We start from the raw sequence: 17,282 nt of genomic DNA, 5'->3' as shown, positions 1-17,282 counted from the left end.
CATGCAATTGGTATTTCCGGGCTTATTCCACTGCCATGTGTTCACATATGGATGCCTGGATAAAACACCTTGCCATCAATATGCGTCCCCTCATTTTGGAGTGGTCGGCGGAAGTCTTTCCTGCAATTTCTTAGTTCTTAAGCGTTTAACTCTACACTTCTACACCTTGGGCCTAGTTTTTTTAGGATTTGGCTAGGTCTGCTTGCTATGCTCTCTTTTTACGTATCCTTTCCTCATCCCTTGTTTTTGCTAATTTACTTCTGATTTTGCTACTCAATACCCTCAAAATCCTACTATATGGTACTAAGTTTCCGAGAGCCTACATAATTTTTAAATAAACTGTAATTGCATTATTCATGCCAATTACAATAAACTACAAAACCTACCATTTATCTACCATTTCAGGCTGTCATTATTTCTATTTCAAGAATTACTTATCGCAAAACTAGGAAATTTCCCAATTTTGATTTTGCCGCATACTCCTATTCCTCAAATTAGGAAAAAAAAGAAGGGCTGTAGAAAAACTTAATGCTAAGTTATTCTATAGCCCTTCTCGATTTATGCATTTTTAACTCTTAGTTGATTACCTCTTCGCTCTACATTCTAAACCGGTTAACAGCGTTTTGCAATTGTTCGGCCATCTGGGCCAAATGTTGACTGGATGCTGAAATTTCTTCCATTGATGCCAATTGCTCTTCTGTCGCAGCAGAGATACTTTGTGTTTGACTGGAAATTTCCCGGCTAAAGGTTTCAACTTCTTTCATGGAAGCCAGAACTTGCTGACTGAATGCCGCCAGCTCTCGCATGCCGTTTGCGGCTTCCTGGGAAATGGCTGCAACCTTTTTGATATGAGCGTCAATATCGCTAAATGATTTACCGGCCTGGTCAACCACTTCAGAACCCTTTTTAACTTCTTGGGTGCCGTTAGTCATGGCTGCCACAGCCTTATCTGTTTTACCCTGAATATCGCCAATTAGCGTTGCAATTTGCTTTGCCGCCTCCTGCGATTGCTCTGCCAGTTTTCTCACTTCTTCTGCTACCACGGCAAAGCCCCGGCCTTGCTCTCCAGCCCGCGCCGCTTCGATGGCGGCGTTTAATGCCAGTAAATTAGTCTGCCCGGCAATGCCGGCAATTGTTTCCACAATCTGTCCGATTTCTTTGGACTGTTGTCCCAATTCGGCAACAACTTGCGCGGAATTATCCACTGTCTGCCGGATACTGTCCATTTGACTGATGGCACTCGCAACCGCCATATTTCCTGTTGTCGCCGCATTCACTGCCTGATTGGTAATCTGGGTTACATTTTCCGTTTTTGCTGCTTCATTCTGGGCTCCGGCCGCGATTTTCTCCACAAGCAGCAGTGCCTTATCTGCAACAGCTACCTGGTTCCCAACTTGCTGCGCCGTACTTGTAACGGATGTACTTACCTGGCCGGCTACCTGTGTTAATTGCTCGGCATTGGCCGTCAGTTCCTGGGAGGCTGCGGCCAGTTGTTCGGAAGACCCGTTAATATGTTGTACTAAAGTACGCAAGTTAGCTACCATCGTTTCAAAAGCATGAGCTAACTGCCCCGTTTCGTCCTGGGAGGAAATTCCTACGCTGGTCACAGAAAGATCTCCGTCGGCAATGCCTGCGGCTGTATCCTTAAGTTTTCCCAGCGGTCTAGCGAGCCTGATTGCCGTTATCAGGGCAATAACAGTGGCGATAATCAATACCAATAAACTAGTGGTCAGTGATGTCCAGGTAAAGGTGTTGAGTTTTGCCCGTACTTCACTCACCGGTACGTTGACGCCAATTGACCAGTTCCTGCCCGGAACAGGTGCATAAGCAAGATATTTGCCGGTTCCTTGATATTGGTAACTCGCAATCCCCTGCTCACCCTTAGTCATCTTTTCCGTAGCTGTTTTTAATTCCACGGGGGCATTGGGGTCATTCATACTACTGAATTTGTTGACCAATTCAGTATTGGGATGCGCTATGATTACACCGTCTCCCCGTATCATATAAGCATAACCTGTTTGGCCGACTTTAATTTCCATAACTCTTTTTTCTATATCTTCAATATGAATGAGTGCGACAAGTACACCGCTTATTTGGTCGCCGTTACGAATGGGAGACGAAACAGCAACTACCGATTGATTGGTCCTTTTAGAACTTACAGGGTCAGAAATATAGGTTTCGCCTTTAATAGAACGTTTAAAATACTCGCGTTCTGCCAAAGTCCCTGTTTCTCCGTTATAATCAAAGTAGTCTCCATTGCCGTCGATCCAAATCAGGCTTTCATACATCCCGTTATGGTTACGTTCTGCCTTCAAAAAAGGAACAACCGTCTCACGGCTGCCACTAGTAATAATCGGCGAACGGGCAAGCGTCGCAATGTCTCGCAAATTGCTATCCAGCCAGGCGCCGATTTGATCAGCGCTAGTCTGCGCTTTATCGGCAAGTTCCAGTTCCACATCCTGTGTTATAATTTTATGGGCTTGCCAATAATTTAGCCCCGTCACCAAACCTAACGCAAACAGGAAAAGTGTAATAACAGTGGCAACCAGCTTTGCTTTTATACTCTTCATGCTAACTCCTTATAGAATTGTGAATTAGGAAATCCCATAATTAATCCACTTATAAAAGGCAGGCCTTTCTGTTCTATCCGGCCTGCCTTTACCACACTATAGTACCCGCTGAAATGCGGTTACTACATTGTAAAACACTTATTTTTTTTCCTCTTTTGGTAATTCAGTCCCGCAAAACGGGCATTTTTTTTGTCTTATACCGGCCATAGCCGAAATTTTCTTTTTGCAATTAGGGCACTCAACCGGTTTAGATAAAGATGCTGGTCGAAAACACATAACCTATAACCTCCTTCTTGATTAGTGATGAACTGTTTAACTCGCCTTCAGAATGTACCGTTCACCTCCTTTTTAGTGCTTGCTAAACAAAATACATTAAGAGTGCAGGCTGCAAGGTTATGGCGAGTTAATTTTGTAAGCTACAGCAAAATGACATACAAAGAATCGCTATACATCCGATGTGTAGAAACAGGGGTCCCGCACAAGTCGGGACTCCTTTTCTACTTGGCCTTTCGTAAATCACGAAAAAACCTTAGCCGTTGGTCTGTCCAAAGAATACCTAAACACTTATCTTTTCCTGGGCAAGTTGGTCAAGAGATTTTCCTTTTGTCTCTCTTTTAACAAATAGATAAGCTGCCAATCCACCAACTACTGCCGGAATAATATAAAACAGAAATGACATTTGCGGTCCTAGCTGCATTGCCATTATTATTCCAGCTACGATGGGCGCTAACGCCCCGCCAAACCGGCCAAAGGCCTGGCACCAGGATACCCCTGTATTTCTAAATTCCGTCGGGTAGCTCTCTGCCATTAGCGGCTGAACCGCGGTAATGGCATAATTAATAGCAAAGCCCATAAAGACATTAGCGGCCAGAATAGCGGCAAAATATCCCGGAACAAAGGCCATGATAAGAATAGAAGCGCCACCAATCAGATAACTGAAAATAAGGTTTTTCCTCCGCCCGATTATTTCCGCGACAAAACCTGTTGAGCAGTTGGCAAGCACGGCAGCCGCGTTATTAGCAATTGCCAGTCCATAAGCAGATGTTAGCTTTAAACCTTTCTCCAGCATAAGGGAAGGCAGCCAGGCATTGATGCCATAAACAATAAAACAGCCACAGAAATACGTAATCCAGACACCGGCAGTTGCCGACCGGTATTCTTTGGAAAAAAGGGCTTTCGGGCCAACCACCTTGGATGTTGGCGGAACAATCATGTCATTAGGATCGCGCTCTGTAATTTTTCCGGTAGCAATCCGTTCAATATCCTGAAGAACTTTAACAGCTTCCGCTTTCCGTCCTTTATTAGCCAGCCAATAAGCAGACTCATGCATTTTAAAGTACAGGAAAATAGCGTATAATAATGGTATTCCGCCGATAAGATAACAAAGTCTCCAGCCATACAGCGGTACAATTATCGTAGGTACAAGCCCCCCCAGAACCCAGCCGACGATCATCCACGCCATGCCAAATGTTATGAACAGCGCCCGGCGATTAGTCGGTGTAGTCTCTGAGAACATCGTAGTAACAACCGGAATACAAGCACCTAGCCCCACGCCTGTCAATACACGGAAAAAGGCATATGCTTCAAAACTTTGAACAAAATAGATAGGAATCGTTAATATCGAATAGGCAGCAATTGAATATATTAACGTTTTCCTTCTGCCAATTTTATCCGAAATAATGCCGGCAAGTGCCCCGCCAATGATCAAGCCGAAAAGGCTCCACGAAGAAAGGCTGCCTGTTTGGACCTTGTTTAAAGCCCATTCAGCAGATATTTGCGGCATTGTGTAAGATACGACCATGTAGTCATAGCCGTCAAAAACCATCGACATACCGAGGAAGAAAAATACAGACCAGGTAAACTTGTTGACCCCGAATGAATCTACGACTTCAGAAATGGTAAAGCTCTTCACCTTTCATTCCCCTTTCACTAACTTCATACGGTCATACAAGAATCCTATGCAATTTTCGCAATAACTTGTCTGCAGTTCCGGTCAGTATAGTCAATATTCTTTAACCCTTTTTTCAATATTTATATTTATGTCGTTTCAATTGCAGAGGGTTCCGTTTATACATATAACCAATAACATAAGTGACCAGCTTATGTTGAACATACTCTCCACTTGTCTTGTTGGAATTGACGGCGTACCCCACACTGGATTGTTATTCTTTTAAGCTAACTCGTCACCAGTTTATCAGCTTAAAAGAATAATGCCATAACGGTCCCATACCGCAAAAGGGGACACGTTATGGCACTCCACACCCCAAATTTCATATAATTAGGCACTGTTTTTCTGCGTAAGCGCAGATCAGGGGACAAACATGGCTACTTTCTTACCTTTTGCTGCCATCTTTTTAGCCAGTTCTTCCACAGGTCCTACTTCCATACATTGACCTAAGCAGTGAAGAACGCAGGCCGGTTTTTCACCCTTGGCAATCCGGTCTTCACACAAGTCGCACAGCTCCGTCGGTACAGGAACATAATTCCATTCCCATTTATCACCCTCGACATTCCAGGGGCCGACTTCTGTCATTTTGATTCCCCATTTTTCATGAGGAATATTTTTTTCGTTCCTGCAAGCAACCTCGCAGCTATGGCAGCCTGTGCAATATTCATAATCGATCATTATTCCGTTACGCGACATTCCTTTTCCCTCCATTCCATCCTTATTTTTTAGTCGTTCGCTTTGTAAACCTTGCACAGGATGCTCTTGAACGGAGCCCCAAAGCCAAGTTTACCAATTGTTTTATGAGGGATTAACGTATTAATGTTTGATTCCCATACTCCAAATAAGCTCGGTGCTTCTGCTTCTTTTTCCGGATACCACCAGCCGTGCGCAGCATGGACAACATTGGGTTTCATTGTAGGTACAAGCTGTGCTCTTTCTTTGCATTTACCAAATTGGTTCTCAATAACTACCCAGTCACCGTCTTTGATTCCAAGTTTAGCGGCAGTTTCCGGGTTAATCTCCATAATCGGGTCCGGAGTAATGTCCCGACAGCTCTTTACTTGTCTATGCTCTGAATGGAAGGAAGTAAAGGTTCTGGCACCGGTTGTCAATACCAATGGATATTCCTTCGCCAGTTCCGGAGTGCTTACCGGGCTGAACGGCGGTTCTTTGTAGTAAGGAAGCGGATCTTCGCCCCATTCTTCAAACAGCGTTGAGCACAATTCCACTTTACCTGTTACGGTATTAAATCCGGGTTCACCATCATACCGTAATAGGCCTTTTTCATATTTTCTATACTCGTAGTTTGGCTGATACAAGCCTTCATGCCTGAGATCATCGAAATTAATTCCTAATTCCGGTTTCAGTTGATCATCAAAGAATTCTTCGGCATTATTCCAGGGCCATGCACTCGGATTGAGCCGTTTGCCAAGTTCAATCATCATTTCCACATCAGATTTGCATTCGCCGACCTGTAAGGCTTTGTTCATGCCGCCAAGGAAGATGGCATTCCGGCCATAGTGAGTCAATACAACACCGTCATGTTCAGCAAAACTGCTAAGCGGCAGGAACAAATCGGCCAGGCCCATGGCAGTCGGAGTCATGAAAAGATCCTGTACTACGTTGAACTCTAATTTAAGCAGGGCTTTATACCATCTGTCAGGCGCGGCAGAACAGGTAGGAGTGATAAAGTTACTGCTGTTAAACCAGCCCATTCTCAATTTATAGGGCTTGTCTGTTTCCAAAGTATCCAAAGTTTCGTCCGGATGAGTTGTTGCCAATGCTGTACTCAAAGCAGGCCATTCCTTGGCGCCAATCCGTTTGTCCCACAGCTCTTCGGTCAGTTCGCCACGGGTTTCAACACGCCATTTGCCCATCAGTGCCGCCGGCATGCCGAGAGTAATACCGCCCGGTACGTCGATATTACCGGTGATGGCCATTATTGACAGCAAAGCATGACCCAGTTGGACACCATTCGGGTTCTGGTCGATTGCTAGTCCCCAGCCAAGGCTGGCAGGTTTTGCCTTTGCAAAGACTCTGGAAACTTCGATAATCTTTTCCGCAGGTACACCGGTAATTTCCGCAACCTTATCAGGCGGGTATTGTTGTACCCTTTCTTTCAGTTGCTCAAAGCCATAGCACCATTTTTCAACAAATTCATGATCATAAAGATCTTCGTTAATGATTACATTCAGCATGGCCAGTGCAAGAGCGGTATCCGTACCAGGTCTTAATTGTAATAAATACTCTGACCGGGAACCAAGCCAGCTCATTCTCGGGTCAACGCTAATAATCTTAGTGCCTCTCTTCATCATATCAATGATGGAGTGGCCATAGAAGCCGTCCGGATTGGATTTCAACGGTTCTTTGCCCCACAGCATGATATATTCCGGCAGTTTCCAGCCCGGATGATCATAACGGTCAGGGAAGTAACCGGCGAAGTCGATTTCCGGATAGCCAGCGCCTAAAATATAATCAGTAATTGCACAGCGAGGGCCATAGCAAGACCAGCCGCTCTGCGGGTAGCAAACATTTGGCGTTCCAAGTGCGGCAAAACCTAACGGATAATAGTACAAGCAAGCTTCTCTACCGGTTCCGCCAAATACCACAATCGATTCTGCCCCGTAATTCTTCTTGAAACCGTTAACTTTTTCGACTATGAGATCCCAGGCTTCATCCCAGGTAATTCTTTGCCACTTATCTTTCCCGCGATCCTTCGGATCACGTTTCATCGGATAGATAATGCGGTCAGGATGATGTACATATTCCGGCAAAGAAAGGCATCTTACACACAACCGGCCCTGGCTGATAGGATGCTCCGGATCGCCTTCGACTTTTACCAGTTTGCCATCTTTAATATGGAGTTTCATACCGCAGCCGGCAGGATGATCTCCGGGAGGGGACCAACCACAAGTCCGAACAGTATAACTACCATCTTTACATTGTTTTTTCCATTCTTTTTCCACGATCTCACCAACCCTCTCAAAAACAATTTTTTGCGTAAACTGTCACATTTTCTTGTTCTCTGAGCACCTCCTCCGTATGCAAACCGGAATAATAGTTCGCAGCAGCATAATAAGCGACAAGCAGCTCAAACCATTAATCCCCAATGTGCCGCCGGTAGTATGATTCGCATTAAGCATGCCAACTTCGAAGAAAATCCTGGAAAGTCATGTAACAATTGGGATTGTTCAACATTTTCCATGTATTGCGAAAATGACGGTAGATCTTATTTTGAGATCCGGCTTTCCAGGCTTAAAGCGATACAAAGCAAGAAATTCAGCAATATTGGGTCAATCCTTTTTTGCAACGCAATGTCATTCTGGGATGACGTCAAATCGGGGATACTTGCCAAACAGAGATTAAAAATACTATCTAGCTAGTGTCAAATGCCTTGCTTTTTTACCGGTCAAAGCGCATGTTAGCCTGCTCTGCCTCACTTACGGCAGGTGCTGATATGTGTTCAGTTACTTTTTAAATTTTGTTGTAGAATAATTTTGCCCAGGTTTGCGTGCTGACGCAGGTAACGGCGATTTAGCCGCAGGCTGTTCCTTCCCTGTTTGACCAGTCTGTGGCGCTTTTTCAGTATCTTTAGTATCTGCCATAACTATCACCTCCCTTTGACTTATACATTGTATATGCAAAATCCATGCCAGTTACCGTTTTAATCCCGTCAATAGCGCGTACGACCTGGATTATCACAGTTTTTTTTGATCATCAACTACCTTGGCAATATCCTTTTTTGAGATAAAATATGCTTTTCTCCCCCCTTAACAAGCAGTCAAAACGGCCAAAAGCGTCGCAATCTATTTTTGAGAACATTGTGTCATTTTAAGATGCTGGGCTGATATTGATTTTCTTTTGGTGTGGAAAAGCATAAATTTTAAAATCAACTACGCAAATTTTGCAAAAAAAAAGACCCTGATTTATCAGCGGTCTCGCTAATTGCTTCGAGTTAAGTCGAAGCAATTAGTAGTCAATATCATAATCTTTTAATTTCCGGTATAAGGTGGAGCGGCTTATTCCTAGGATTTCCGCTGCATCCGGCACATAATTGTGAGCATATGTCATCGCTGTTTCTATAGCATCTTTCTCAAGCTTTTCCAGGCACAACATATCTATCGGTTTTTCGTTACTAGCAGCACTCTCATTCGTCTTGATGGGACAGGTTTCCATAAGAATATAATTTGGCAGGTTTTCCGGCCTGATGGGGCCGTCGACAACCGTATTAACTGCATAAATCATAGCATTTTGCAGTTGACGGACATTTCCAGGCCATTGATATTTGCGAATTTTTTCCTGAGCCGCCGGGCCTATTTGCGGAATTTTCCAACCTTGCTTTTGGCAATAGTTGCGAATGAAAAATTCACTAAGATAAGTTACATCATTTCCCCTTGCCCGTAAAGGCGGAATAGTAACAGAAAGTACAGACAAACGGAAATAAAGATCTTCCCGGAATTGTTTTTCCTTCACCATATTATAAAGATCTTTATTCGTAGCGGCGATTAGTCTAAAATCAATCTTTTTCGCCCGGGTACCGCCAACACGCATGATTTGCTTATCTTCCAGTGCCCGCAGTAAAACAGCCTGCAGTTCAAGCGGCATATCACCAATTTCATCCAGAAAAAGTGTGCCTCCCTGCGCCAATTCAATTTTACCGGGTTTGCCGCTCCGTTCAGCGCCGGTAAAACTACCACCCTCATAGCCGAAAAGTTCGCTTTCTATCAATTCGCGCGGCATAGCCGCGCAGTTGACGGCCATAAACGGTCCTTGCGGCGAATACTCATTATGAATGGCTTGGGCAAAAAGTTCCTTACCTGTGCCGCTTTCACCAATTATTAGAATGTTTTCCGGCGACTTGGCAAAGCGTTTTGCCAAGTCAATATTTCTTTTGAAGTCTCTGTCTTCCGTGATAATATCGGCGAAAGAATATCTAGCAATACTGCCGGATTTATTATTGTTATGAACAGACGATTTTTCAGAATAGCTAAATTTTAGCACCGCACCGTCCACATCTTTAGAATATTTATTAAGCAACGGATGAATGGCTATTTGGTAAGAATTTCGTATTCCCCCCACGCACAATCGCTCTTCAATAATAGAGTTTTCATGCTTACCGGCCAAGGCTGTTAAGTGTGAGCTATTCTCGAAAAATTCATTAATATTTCTATGAATAGCTTCTTCCTGTCTGAGTTTAAGAATACGCAAAGCGGCCGGATTAATATGGGTAATATCACCGATTTTATCAACTGTTATAATACCTTCGTCGATAAAAGCCGAAGTTGCCAGATAGGCATTATCAACAGTAATAAGCTTTTCTTTCGCAGTTTGCAGCTGTTTGTTAAAGATTTCCGACTTTTTGTTTAAGCTGTATATTCTTCTGTTGGAATGTAAAAGTTTTAGCTGCGTTTCAATAGCAACCGCCATAGTTGTTGTCAGAATTAGGCTGTGTGGTCCTAAATTTCTCAGAGTATCCTCCTCAGGCAACTTTAATAATGGCTTACTAACTAATACGAGCGCGGCTTGAACCTGCCCATTCTCATTCCGGACCGGAGCCGCCGAGGCAATGCTGTTTTGAAAAGCCACGCAATAATGTTCCGGTCCCAGTAATTGTATGGGACGCCTTAGCCGAAAACACAAAGCATGAGCTGTCGTGCCTTCGGAGTTTTCACTGGCAATAATACCAGTCCGAGAGCGATAATTAGCAAAGGGTGGGAAATTACCCCAATCCCCCTCATTGAGTAAAATCACACCGCTTTTATCAAACAAATAAAAGATATAGCCACAGGTCACGATTAACTCTTTAAATGACTCTACTAGTGAATTAGTAACTTGGATTATGGCACTATAATTACCGTAAACCTTGGACAGTTGCTCCGGACTCAGATTAGGATCCTTAACGATCGAATAAGGATTAACGCCTAACTCCCGTGACCGAATCCAGGATGCGGCTACTTCTTTATCCATATAAGGCTCTTGCCGCGGATCTTCCGTATTATTCTCCAGAAACTCCTGTTTACAGCGGAGTATAGCCTGCCACCTTTTTAGAGAAAGTAGTTCCTTACTAATGGTAAAGCAATTAGCTTGCAAATCAGAAAGGCTCTGCTTGTACATAGTAATATCCACCTACAGTCCCCCTTTTTGCAACTTCCCCAAACTAAGTAACAAGTTACTTAATTTGGGGAAGTTGCCTCAATTCTCTTAATGGTATTCTCGCAAACCAATTATAATCCTCTAATAATTATGAAGATTATCGAATTTTATATAAGAATAATATCCAAGACAGGTACGATTGTCAAAGAAAATCAACAGATTTTTTTGAATATTTTTTATTGGTAATTAAAAGGCACTTTGCCGTGTGCAAAAAGTGCCTTTTGTCTATGGGTAGAAATCGACTGGAGAACCGGTCGCCATATTTTTCTTGTTGCCAGCTACCCTTTTCACTGAAACAGCCACATTTACTATGGTATCAGATAACTCAAATGCTCCATATTGATTTCTTTTAGCTTTTGTCTGGCTTCTTCTGGCGATCTCCCTAAGACGGTATTGGTCTTATTTACCTCATCGAATAGTATATAGTTGCCATTGGAAATTATAACCGACTCACAGCCATAGCCGGAGTATGTAAAAGTAGAATATTCAAATTCCACGCTACTCCCCCCTTTATTTGCCACATAGAGATAAAATTGATATCCCGTTACGTCACTGCTTGCTTATAGTCTCGCCTTGAGCCGGCGTATGCCACCTGCAAGTTTTAAGTTTTCCATCTTGAGGAGGTTTTTTATGCCGATTACACGGATTTGCGCAAAGTTCGCCGATGTATAAACACATGACAGTAGGCCGCTTGGGCGTAGGCGGTAAATCGGCCCCACATTTTTTACATGTAGTTAATTGCGGAGAATTATATAACCCGCAAGATTCACATTTCTTGGGTTTATCTTTCGGCGGCTTGCATCCCCCGCAATACGGATTGCATGACCAGCACATAATACATCCTCCCTGAAACCTACCTGATCTAAACACAAAATGCTTTCAGCTATTTATTTATACCTTTAGTATTTCATTTCTCTATTGCAGCGTCAAGAAATAAAAGAGGAATAAAATCCTCTTTCTGTCCCATTTTGAGATTAATTATGTTTTTATACAGTTACGAATAAGCTGTAGCGGGGGTTTCCAGGAATACTTTTCTTATCGTTCCCGTCTCAAAATAAGATTTTCATTATTAAGTTAATGCTAATGTTTCGACTTGTCTATAAATATTTACTGCGCATACCGGCGGTTCTTACTGCCGAAGTTATGCACACCGGCGCAGAGAAAAGAGCGAGGTTGCTAACATTCCAAAGCACCCTCGCTCTTTTCCAGTTTCCTTTATTTCAGTCCCAATTCCCTGCGTTTTTTCTCAATATGGTCTACGTAGATTTGAACGGTCTTATCCGCACTGGTTTCTACCGTAAGTTTGCCTAATCCCAAAGTTTCAGTAGTCTCAGTCAAAGTCTTAACAACAAGTTCACTGCCGGTGACAGACGGTACCGGGGCGACATGCACCAGCCATCCCAGAGCGATAGCGGTACAGGCATCGGCAACCGCTTTTTGTTCCAGGTATTCAGGCGCGCCAATAACCAACGGCAGCTTATTGGTGTCAACATCAAGGGCATCGGCAAGTTCTTTGGCAGTTTGCGTCATTTTGCCAATATCGACACAGGCGCCGTAGGAAAGTACCGGTGGAATCCCAAGCGCTTTGCAGACTTCTTTCAGACCTGCTCCACATTCTTCGGCAGCCTGCGGATTCGTCAGCCCGGTGTACTGCATAACGGAAGACGTACAGCCGCCTGACAATACCAGAATATCCTTTTCGATTAGGCCTTTGGCGATGCGGAATACATTACTGCCGCCTTGACCATAACGGGCAGTCGTGCAGCCGACAATCGTGGCAATACCCCGGATTTTCCCGGCAGCAATGGCATCAATTAACGGTTTCCAGGAGCCGCCTAACGCTTCTTTGACAGACTCCGTGCTAAAGCCAATGACACAGCCCTCGGAAATATGGGGGGGAATATAAATTTCCCGGTTTTCAGCTTTGCGCTGGGCGTAAGCCTCAATGGCCATATCCAGAATTTTTTCCGCTTGCTTTTTCATTTCCTCAGGCTTAAATTCAACAACTTCCGTGCCAGGCATGCGGATAACTTCATGGGTGCTGACCATTTTTGTACCAAACCGTTTGGCGTATAACGGCAAGGTCGGAATCGTACAGTTATAGTCAAACATAAATAAATCAACAGCACCTGTGGCCAATAAATACTCTTCACTCAGCCATTCGCCCTCCTGGCCGCCATAAGCGCTCATTTCCCCGCTGTCTTTATAATTTAATAATTGTTGTCCCTCGCACACATGACCAAGCACTTGCAACCCGCTGGCCCCGGCTTTTTTCGCTTTTTCCTGCCATTCCGGGGTAGATGCCAGTTCAATCACTATATGAGCCGTCAACGGCATATGACCGTTGGTAATAATATTCACCATATCTTTTTTAAGGAGGCCCATATTTTGCTTGGCTGTACGGATTTTCTGGGTGCCTATAAGAATTTCCTGCAGAATATCCAGCGCAAACAGGCCTTGATATTCGTTTATAATCCCCAACCGGACGGAGGTGAGTAAAAAGTCAACAGGATCGGCACTCAGGTTAGTCATGCATTTGGTTTGGGCAAACCCCACCTCACTGAAGCCGCCACCGGGAAAAATGTTAAGCTTGCGCCACAATTCCTGCCGTTTGGGCGGAGCAAATGTCTGCACCATCGCCGATTCTTCCCAATAGGGCTTGCCCATATCCTCGAGAACCCAGTTGGCAAAGTTGACCGCCACTTGATTGACATCCTCATGACTGTTTAAACCGGCCATTTCCGCATATTTTAACAGTTTTTGCTGATCGCGGATCTTAAGACCGCTTTCCGGTTTTTCAGCAGCCGCCTTGAGTGTGCGGGCTGCCTGTTGCGCATGAAAAATATTAGCTGACGAACCTATTGTAACATGCCGGTAAACGAAATTTCGGGCTACCATCACATCGGCATCTACCCCACAGTTGCCGCGCGGCGCTTTAGGGCTAATCCGGCAAGGACCGTTGGCACACAACTGACAGGACAGGCCTGAGGAGCAGAAACTGCAACGGATTTTTTCCTGCTGCTCAAAACGGTCAAAAACATTGGTAAGCCCCTGGGCATGCACATGCTGGTACATCTCCCGCATAGCCGGATCAATAATAATATTTAGCGGAAATCCGTCTTTGCCTTGATCATGAACATGAATATGTTCGCGCTGCCATTTATGAACTTCCGGCATAGAGGCAGGCGCTTTTTCAATCTCATAGTACTTTTTAGCATTTGTATGCACATCAAAATGCTCGTCCGGGTTATTGGTGCCGCTGGCATCACCTTTATTGAGAACTGATTCGACATCACCGCGACTCGTTGTATCCTCATCCTTAATCAGAGTATTCGTTGACATGAACTAACCTCCTTAGGCTTTCAGATTTCACTGTTAGTTTGATACCAAAGGAGGAAATTTATCACTGTAGTTAATGAACTTTTTAATTACCCTTGCTCCTGTCAGGCCAATCTGATAGAATTTTACTATTAGGGGGAATTTGATAATGAAACTAATTAAAGAAATTGCCGACTGGACATACAGCTTGGTCATCGCCTTGGCTTTAGCCATTGTGATTAACGCTTTCGTATTTCAACCCACAAGAGTAGTAGGAAGTTCTATGGAACCTAATCTTCATAACAATGATTATGTTTTTGTGTCAAAATTATCCCACACCTTTGTCGGCACACCTGATTATAACGATATTGTCATTATTGACAGTCGCGTATTCAGGGAGCGTAGTGTAAAAGACGATCTGGCCGACCCCGTCTCTACTTACCTGAGTGTGGCCAAATTAGCTGAAGTGGACAATCACATTTGGATTAAGCGAGTAATCGGCAAGCCCGGTGATACGATTGAAATTAAGGACGGTCAGCTATATCGCAACGGTACGCTGATTGAGGAATCCTATATTAGAGAACCCATGCACGCTGCCACCCCCAAAAAAGTCACCATACCGTCAGGTCAGGTTTATGTATTAGGCGACAACCGCAATAACTCCAGCGACAGCCGCTATATCGGCCCTGTACCGATTAGTCATGTGCTGGGAAAAGTCGTTATGGTATTATAATGTTGGAAAAAAGAACGGGTAAGAAGCAATTGCCTCTTACCCGTTCTTTTCATTTGATGGTGCTAATCCCGCACGCGAATCATCGTCCACACGCCAATAGCAAGCAATATAACAGTATACGCCGCTAAAACTATAACCGACAACCAGGGTGTCTCCGCACCAGCGCCAATCGCTCTCAGGGCATATGTTGCATGCGTCAGGGGCAATAGCTCAATAAACCATTTAACAACCACCGGCAAGCGGTCTGGCGTGAAAAAGGTAGCACATAAAAATGACATGGGCAAAAGTACATAAGTATTAAAGCTGGCCATATCCTCGTGCGAATTGATGAGCATGGCAGCTACAAGCCCCAAGGCCGCAAACAATAAGCAAGTCAAAGAAAGTGTCAGAATAAATCCGGTCGTGATTATCAGCTTAGCGCCGAATAGATAAGCTAAAACAAAAATCACGGTGCAGGAAATCAGCCCGCGGAGCGCTCCGGCTAATACCTTCCCGGCGACAAAGGAAGCCGGACTGACAGGCGCAATCAAGTACTCTTCCAGTGTTTTATGGTACAGACGACTCATATTAAGCGGTGAGCCTACAGCACTAAAACTGATGTTCATCGCATTGAGTGCCATAATGCCGGGCAAAATAAAATCAAGATAACTGCCGCCACTCATCGATAAGTTCCGTCCCAAGCCCCAGCCAAAAGCCACTAAATATAATACCGGACTGATCATGCGGGATAAAATAAATTTGGCCAGTCGCCGGTTTAAAACCACCCAATCCCGCCAAAATACTGTATAAACATCTTCAAACCGCACCTTCTCCAACCCCTTCTTGGTTCGCCATTCAATAAGGAAGATACGGCCGTTTATTTGCTGCTGGCTGCCAGTGCCTGTGCCAAATCGTCGATCAAATCGGCAGCATCTTCAATGCCAATAGAGAGACGCACCATATCGTCAGATACGCCGGCACTGGCCCGCTGTTCACTGGTTAATTGCGAATGCGTGGTGCTGGCCGGATGAATAACCAGTGATTTTGCATCACCAACATTGGCTAAGAGCGAAAATAGTCGCAATGAATTAATGAATGTACGTCCGGCTGCCAGCCCGCCTTTGATTCCAAAGGTCAGTATTGCCCCGGCCCCTTGGGGAAGGTATTTACGAGCCAGTTTATAATCGGCATGGCTGGCTAACCCGGGATAACTGACCCAAGAAACCAGGCCGTGATTTTCCAGATACTGAGCGACTGCCAAAGCGTTGTGGCTATGCCGTTCCATCCGCAAATGCAATGTTTCCAATCCCTGCAGAAGCATAAAGCTATTGAACGGACTTTGACAGGCACCCATATCTCTTAATACCTGCACTCTGAGTCTAACGATGAAGGCAAGGTTGCCAAGGGCTGCCGCATACTTAATATCATGATAACTGGGATCAGGTTCGGATAATAACGGAAATTTGCCGCTATTCCAATCAAACTTGCCGCCGTCAACGACAACTCCTCCCATAACAGTACCATGTCCGCCAATAAACTTAGTCGCTGAATGGACAACGATATCGGCTCCGAAATCAATCGGCTTACACAGATAAGGAGTGGCGAAAGTGCTGTCAATGATAAGCGGCAACCCGTGATTATGCGCAATGGCCGCCACACTCTCCAAATCGAGTACGTCAATTTTGGGATTACCGATAATTTCCGCATAAAGCGCCTTGGTATTGGGCGTTATCGCGGCAGCAAAATTTTCCGGATTGCCGGCGTCGACAAACTTCACGGTAATTCCCAGCCGCGGCAAAGTATGAGCAAACAAATTGTATGTGCCGCCATATAACGTAGAGGAACTTACAATTTCATCACCGGCTTGAACAATATTAAGGATGGCGGCCGTAATCGCCGCATGGCCTGATGAAAAGGCCAGCGCCCCGACGCCGCCTTCCAGAGCGGCAATACGCTGCTCAAAGACGTCATTCGTCGGATTCATAATCCGGGTATAAATGTTACCTGGCTCCTTCAAACTAAATAAATCGGCAGCATGGTCGGCGTCACGGAAATTATAGGCTGTTGTCAGATATAAAGGCACAGCCCGCGAGCCGGTTGTCGGATCAGGTTGTTGTCCGGCGTGTACGGCTAAGGTATCAAACCGCAATTTTTCTGGCAATGTCATTTCTTTAACCCCCCAATATATAGATTTAACAAATGCCCCCTCAATACGAGGAGGCATCTACTTTGCTATAAAGTTAAGTTCGTATTTATGATAGCCAACAAGGAAACATTTGTCAAGTCTATCCTGTTTTTCATTTACAACTTACGCCATCATTTCCAGAAATGCTTGTACTCTTGTTTTAATCTGCTCCACATCACCCTGCGAATAATCGGTCTCGATCTGCAGGAACGGCGTATCGCCATTTTGCTTTAAAAAGTCCTTAACCACCCGGCTTTCTACATTATAAGTATGGCAGCCCTGCCAGGTAATATCCACCACACCATCGATACGATACTCTTTAAGCAGCTTCGCAAGATTCTCAAGGCGGATTGGGTTAGGACTCATACAGGAACAGGGAGTAGCCAGATACTTTTC

General features: G+C 44.5%; 12 protein-coding genes. 1 reads left to right on the top strand and 11 read right to left on the bottom strand.

Annotated elements, in window-relative coordinates; genetic code table 11:
• Positions 1-596: 596 nt before the first annotated feature.
• From BLR65_RS27055 to cooS, 8 genes are all read right to left on the bottom strand, one after another.
• The gene (locus BLR65_RS27055; RefSeq protein ID WP_093797685.1) at positions 597-2,570 is read right to left on the bottom strand and encodes a methyl-accepting chemotaxis protein; all 1,974 of its coding nucleotides are present in this window, start codon (positions 2,568-2,570) and stop codon (positions 597-599) included.
• 556 nt (positions 2,571-3,126) lie between these two features.
• Positions 3,127-4,482, bottom strand: a complete 1,356-nt coding sequence (locus tag BLR65_RS27050; protein ID WP_093797683.1) for an MFS transporter — start codon at positions 4,480-4,482, stop codon at positions 3,127-3,129.
• 396 nt (positions 4,483-4,878) lie between these two features.
• Positions 4,879-5,214, bottom strand: coding sequence for a 4Fe-4S dicluster domain-containing protein (locus tag BLR65_RS27045; protein ID WP_093797681.1), 336 nt, complete (start codon positions 5,212-5,214; stop codon positions 4,879-4,881).
• Between the two features lie 29 nt (positions 5,215-5,243).
• Positions 5,244-7,484, bottom strand: a complete 2,241-nt coding sequence (locus BLR65_RS27040) for a molybdopterin-dependent oxidoreductase (protein WP_093797679.1) — start codon at positions 7,482-7,484, stop codon at positions 5,244-5,246.
• A 501-nt stretch (positions 7,485-7,985) separates the two neighbouring features.
• Positions 7,986-8,123 carry a hypothetical protein gene (locus BLR65_RS30240; RefSeq protein WP_169716982.1) on the bottom strand — a complete coding sequence of 46 codons (138 nt, stop codon included), beginning with the start codon at positions 8,121-8,123 and terminating at the stop codon, positions 7,986-7,988.
• 364 nt (positions 8,124-8,487) lie between these two features.
• Positions 8,488-10,644 carry a sigma-54 interaction domain-containing protein gene (locus BLR65_RS27035; RefSeq protein WP_211285226.1) on the bottom strand — a complete coding sequence of 719 codons (2,157 nt, stop codon included), beginning with the start codon at positions 10,642-10,644 and terminating at the stop codon, positions 8,488-8,490.
• Between the two features lie 335 nt (positions 10,645-10,979).
• A complete protein-coding gene (locus tag BLR65_RS27030; RefSeq protein WP_093797677.1) occupies positions 10,980-11,168 on the bottom strand; it encodes a hypothetical protein in 189 nt (62 codons plus the stop codon).
• Positions 11,169-11,886: 718 nt separating this feature from the next.
• A complete protein-coding gene (gene cooS / locus BLR65_RS27020; RefSeq protein ID WP_093797673.1) occupies positions 11,887-14,013 on the bottom strand; it encodes an anaerobic carbon-monoxide dehydrogenase catalytic subunit in 2,127 nt (708 codons plus the stop codon).
• Positions 14,014-14,158: 145 nt separating this feature from the next.
• On the opposite strand from cooS, the gene lepB reads away from it, so the two are divergent.
• Complete coding sequence (gene lepB, locus BLR65_RS27015) at positions 14,159-14,722, top strand: signal peptidase I (protein WP_093797671.1); 564 nt, start codon at positions 14,159-14,161, stop codon at positions 14,720-14,722.
• A gap of 62 nt (positions 14,723-14,784) precedes the next feature.
• Here lepB and BLR65_RS27010 read toward each other — a convergent pair whose 3' ends face one another.
• The 3 genes from BLR65_RS27010 to BLR65_RS27000 form a co-directional block, all read right to left on the bottom strand.
• Positions 14,785-15,528, bottom strand: a complete 744-nt coding sequence (locus tag BLR65_RS27010; protein ID WP_093797669.1) for an ABC transporter permease — start codon at positions 15,526-15,528, stop codon at positions 14,785-14,787.
• Between the two features lie 50 nt (positions 15,529-15,578).
• Entirely contained in the window at positions 15,579-16,868 is a 1,290-nt protein-coding gene (locus tag BLR65_RS27005) for a homocysteine synthase (RefSeq protein ID WP_093797667.1), read from the bottom strand.
• A gap of 141 nt (positions 16,869-17,009) precedes the next feature.
• Positions 17,010-17,282 (bottom strand): 2-hydroxyacyl-CoA dehydratase family protein (locus BLR65_RS27000; protein WP_143122670.1); only part of this gene is annotated, 273 nt, incomplete at its 5' end.

This window comes from Sporomusa acidovorans (assembly GCF_900101845.1).
In the GTDB taxonomy this organism is placed as follows: Bacteria; Bacillota; Negativicutes; order Sporomusales; family Sporomusaceae; genus Sporomusa; species Sporomusa acidovorans.
Note: the sequence above shows the minus strand (reverse complement) of the source record. Positions and strands in the feature narration are given on the sequence as shown.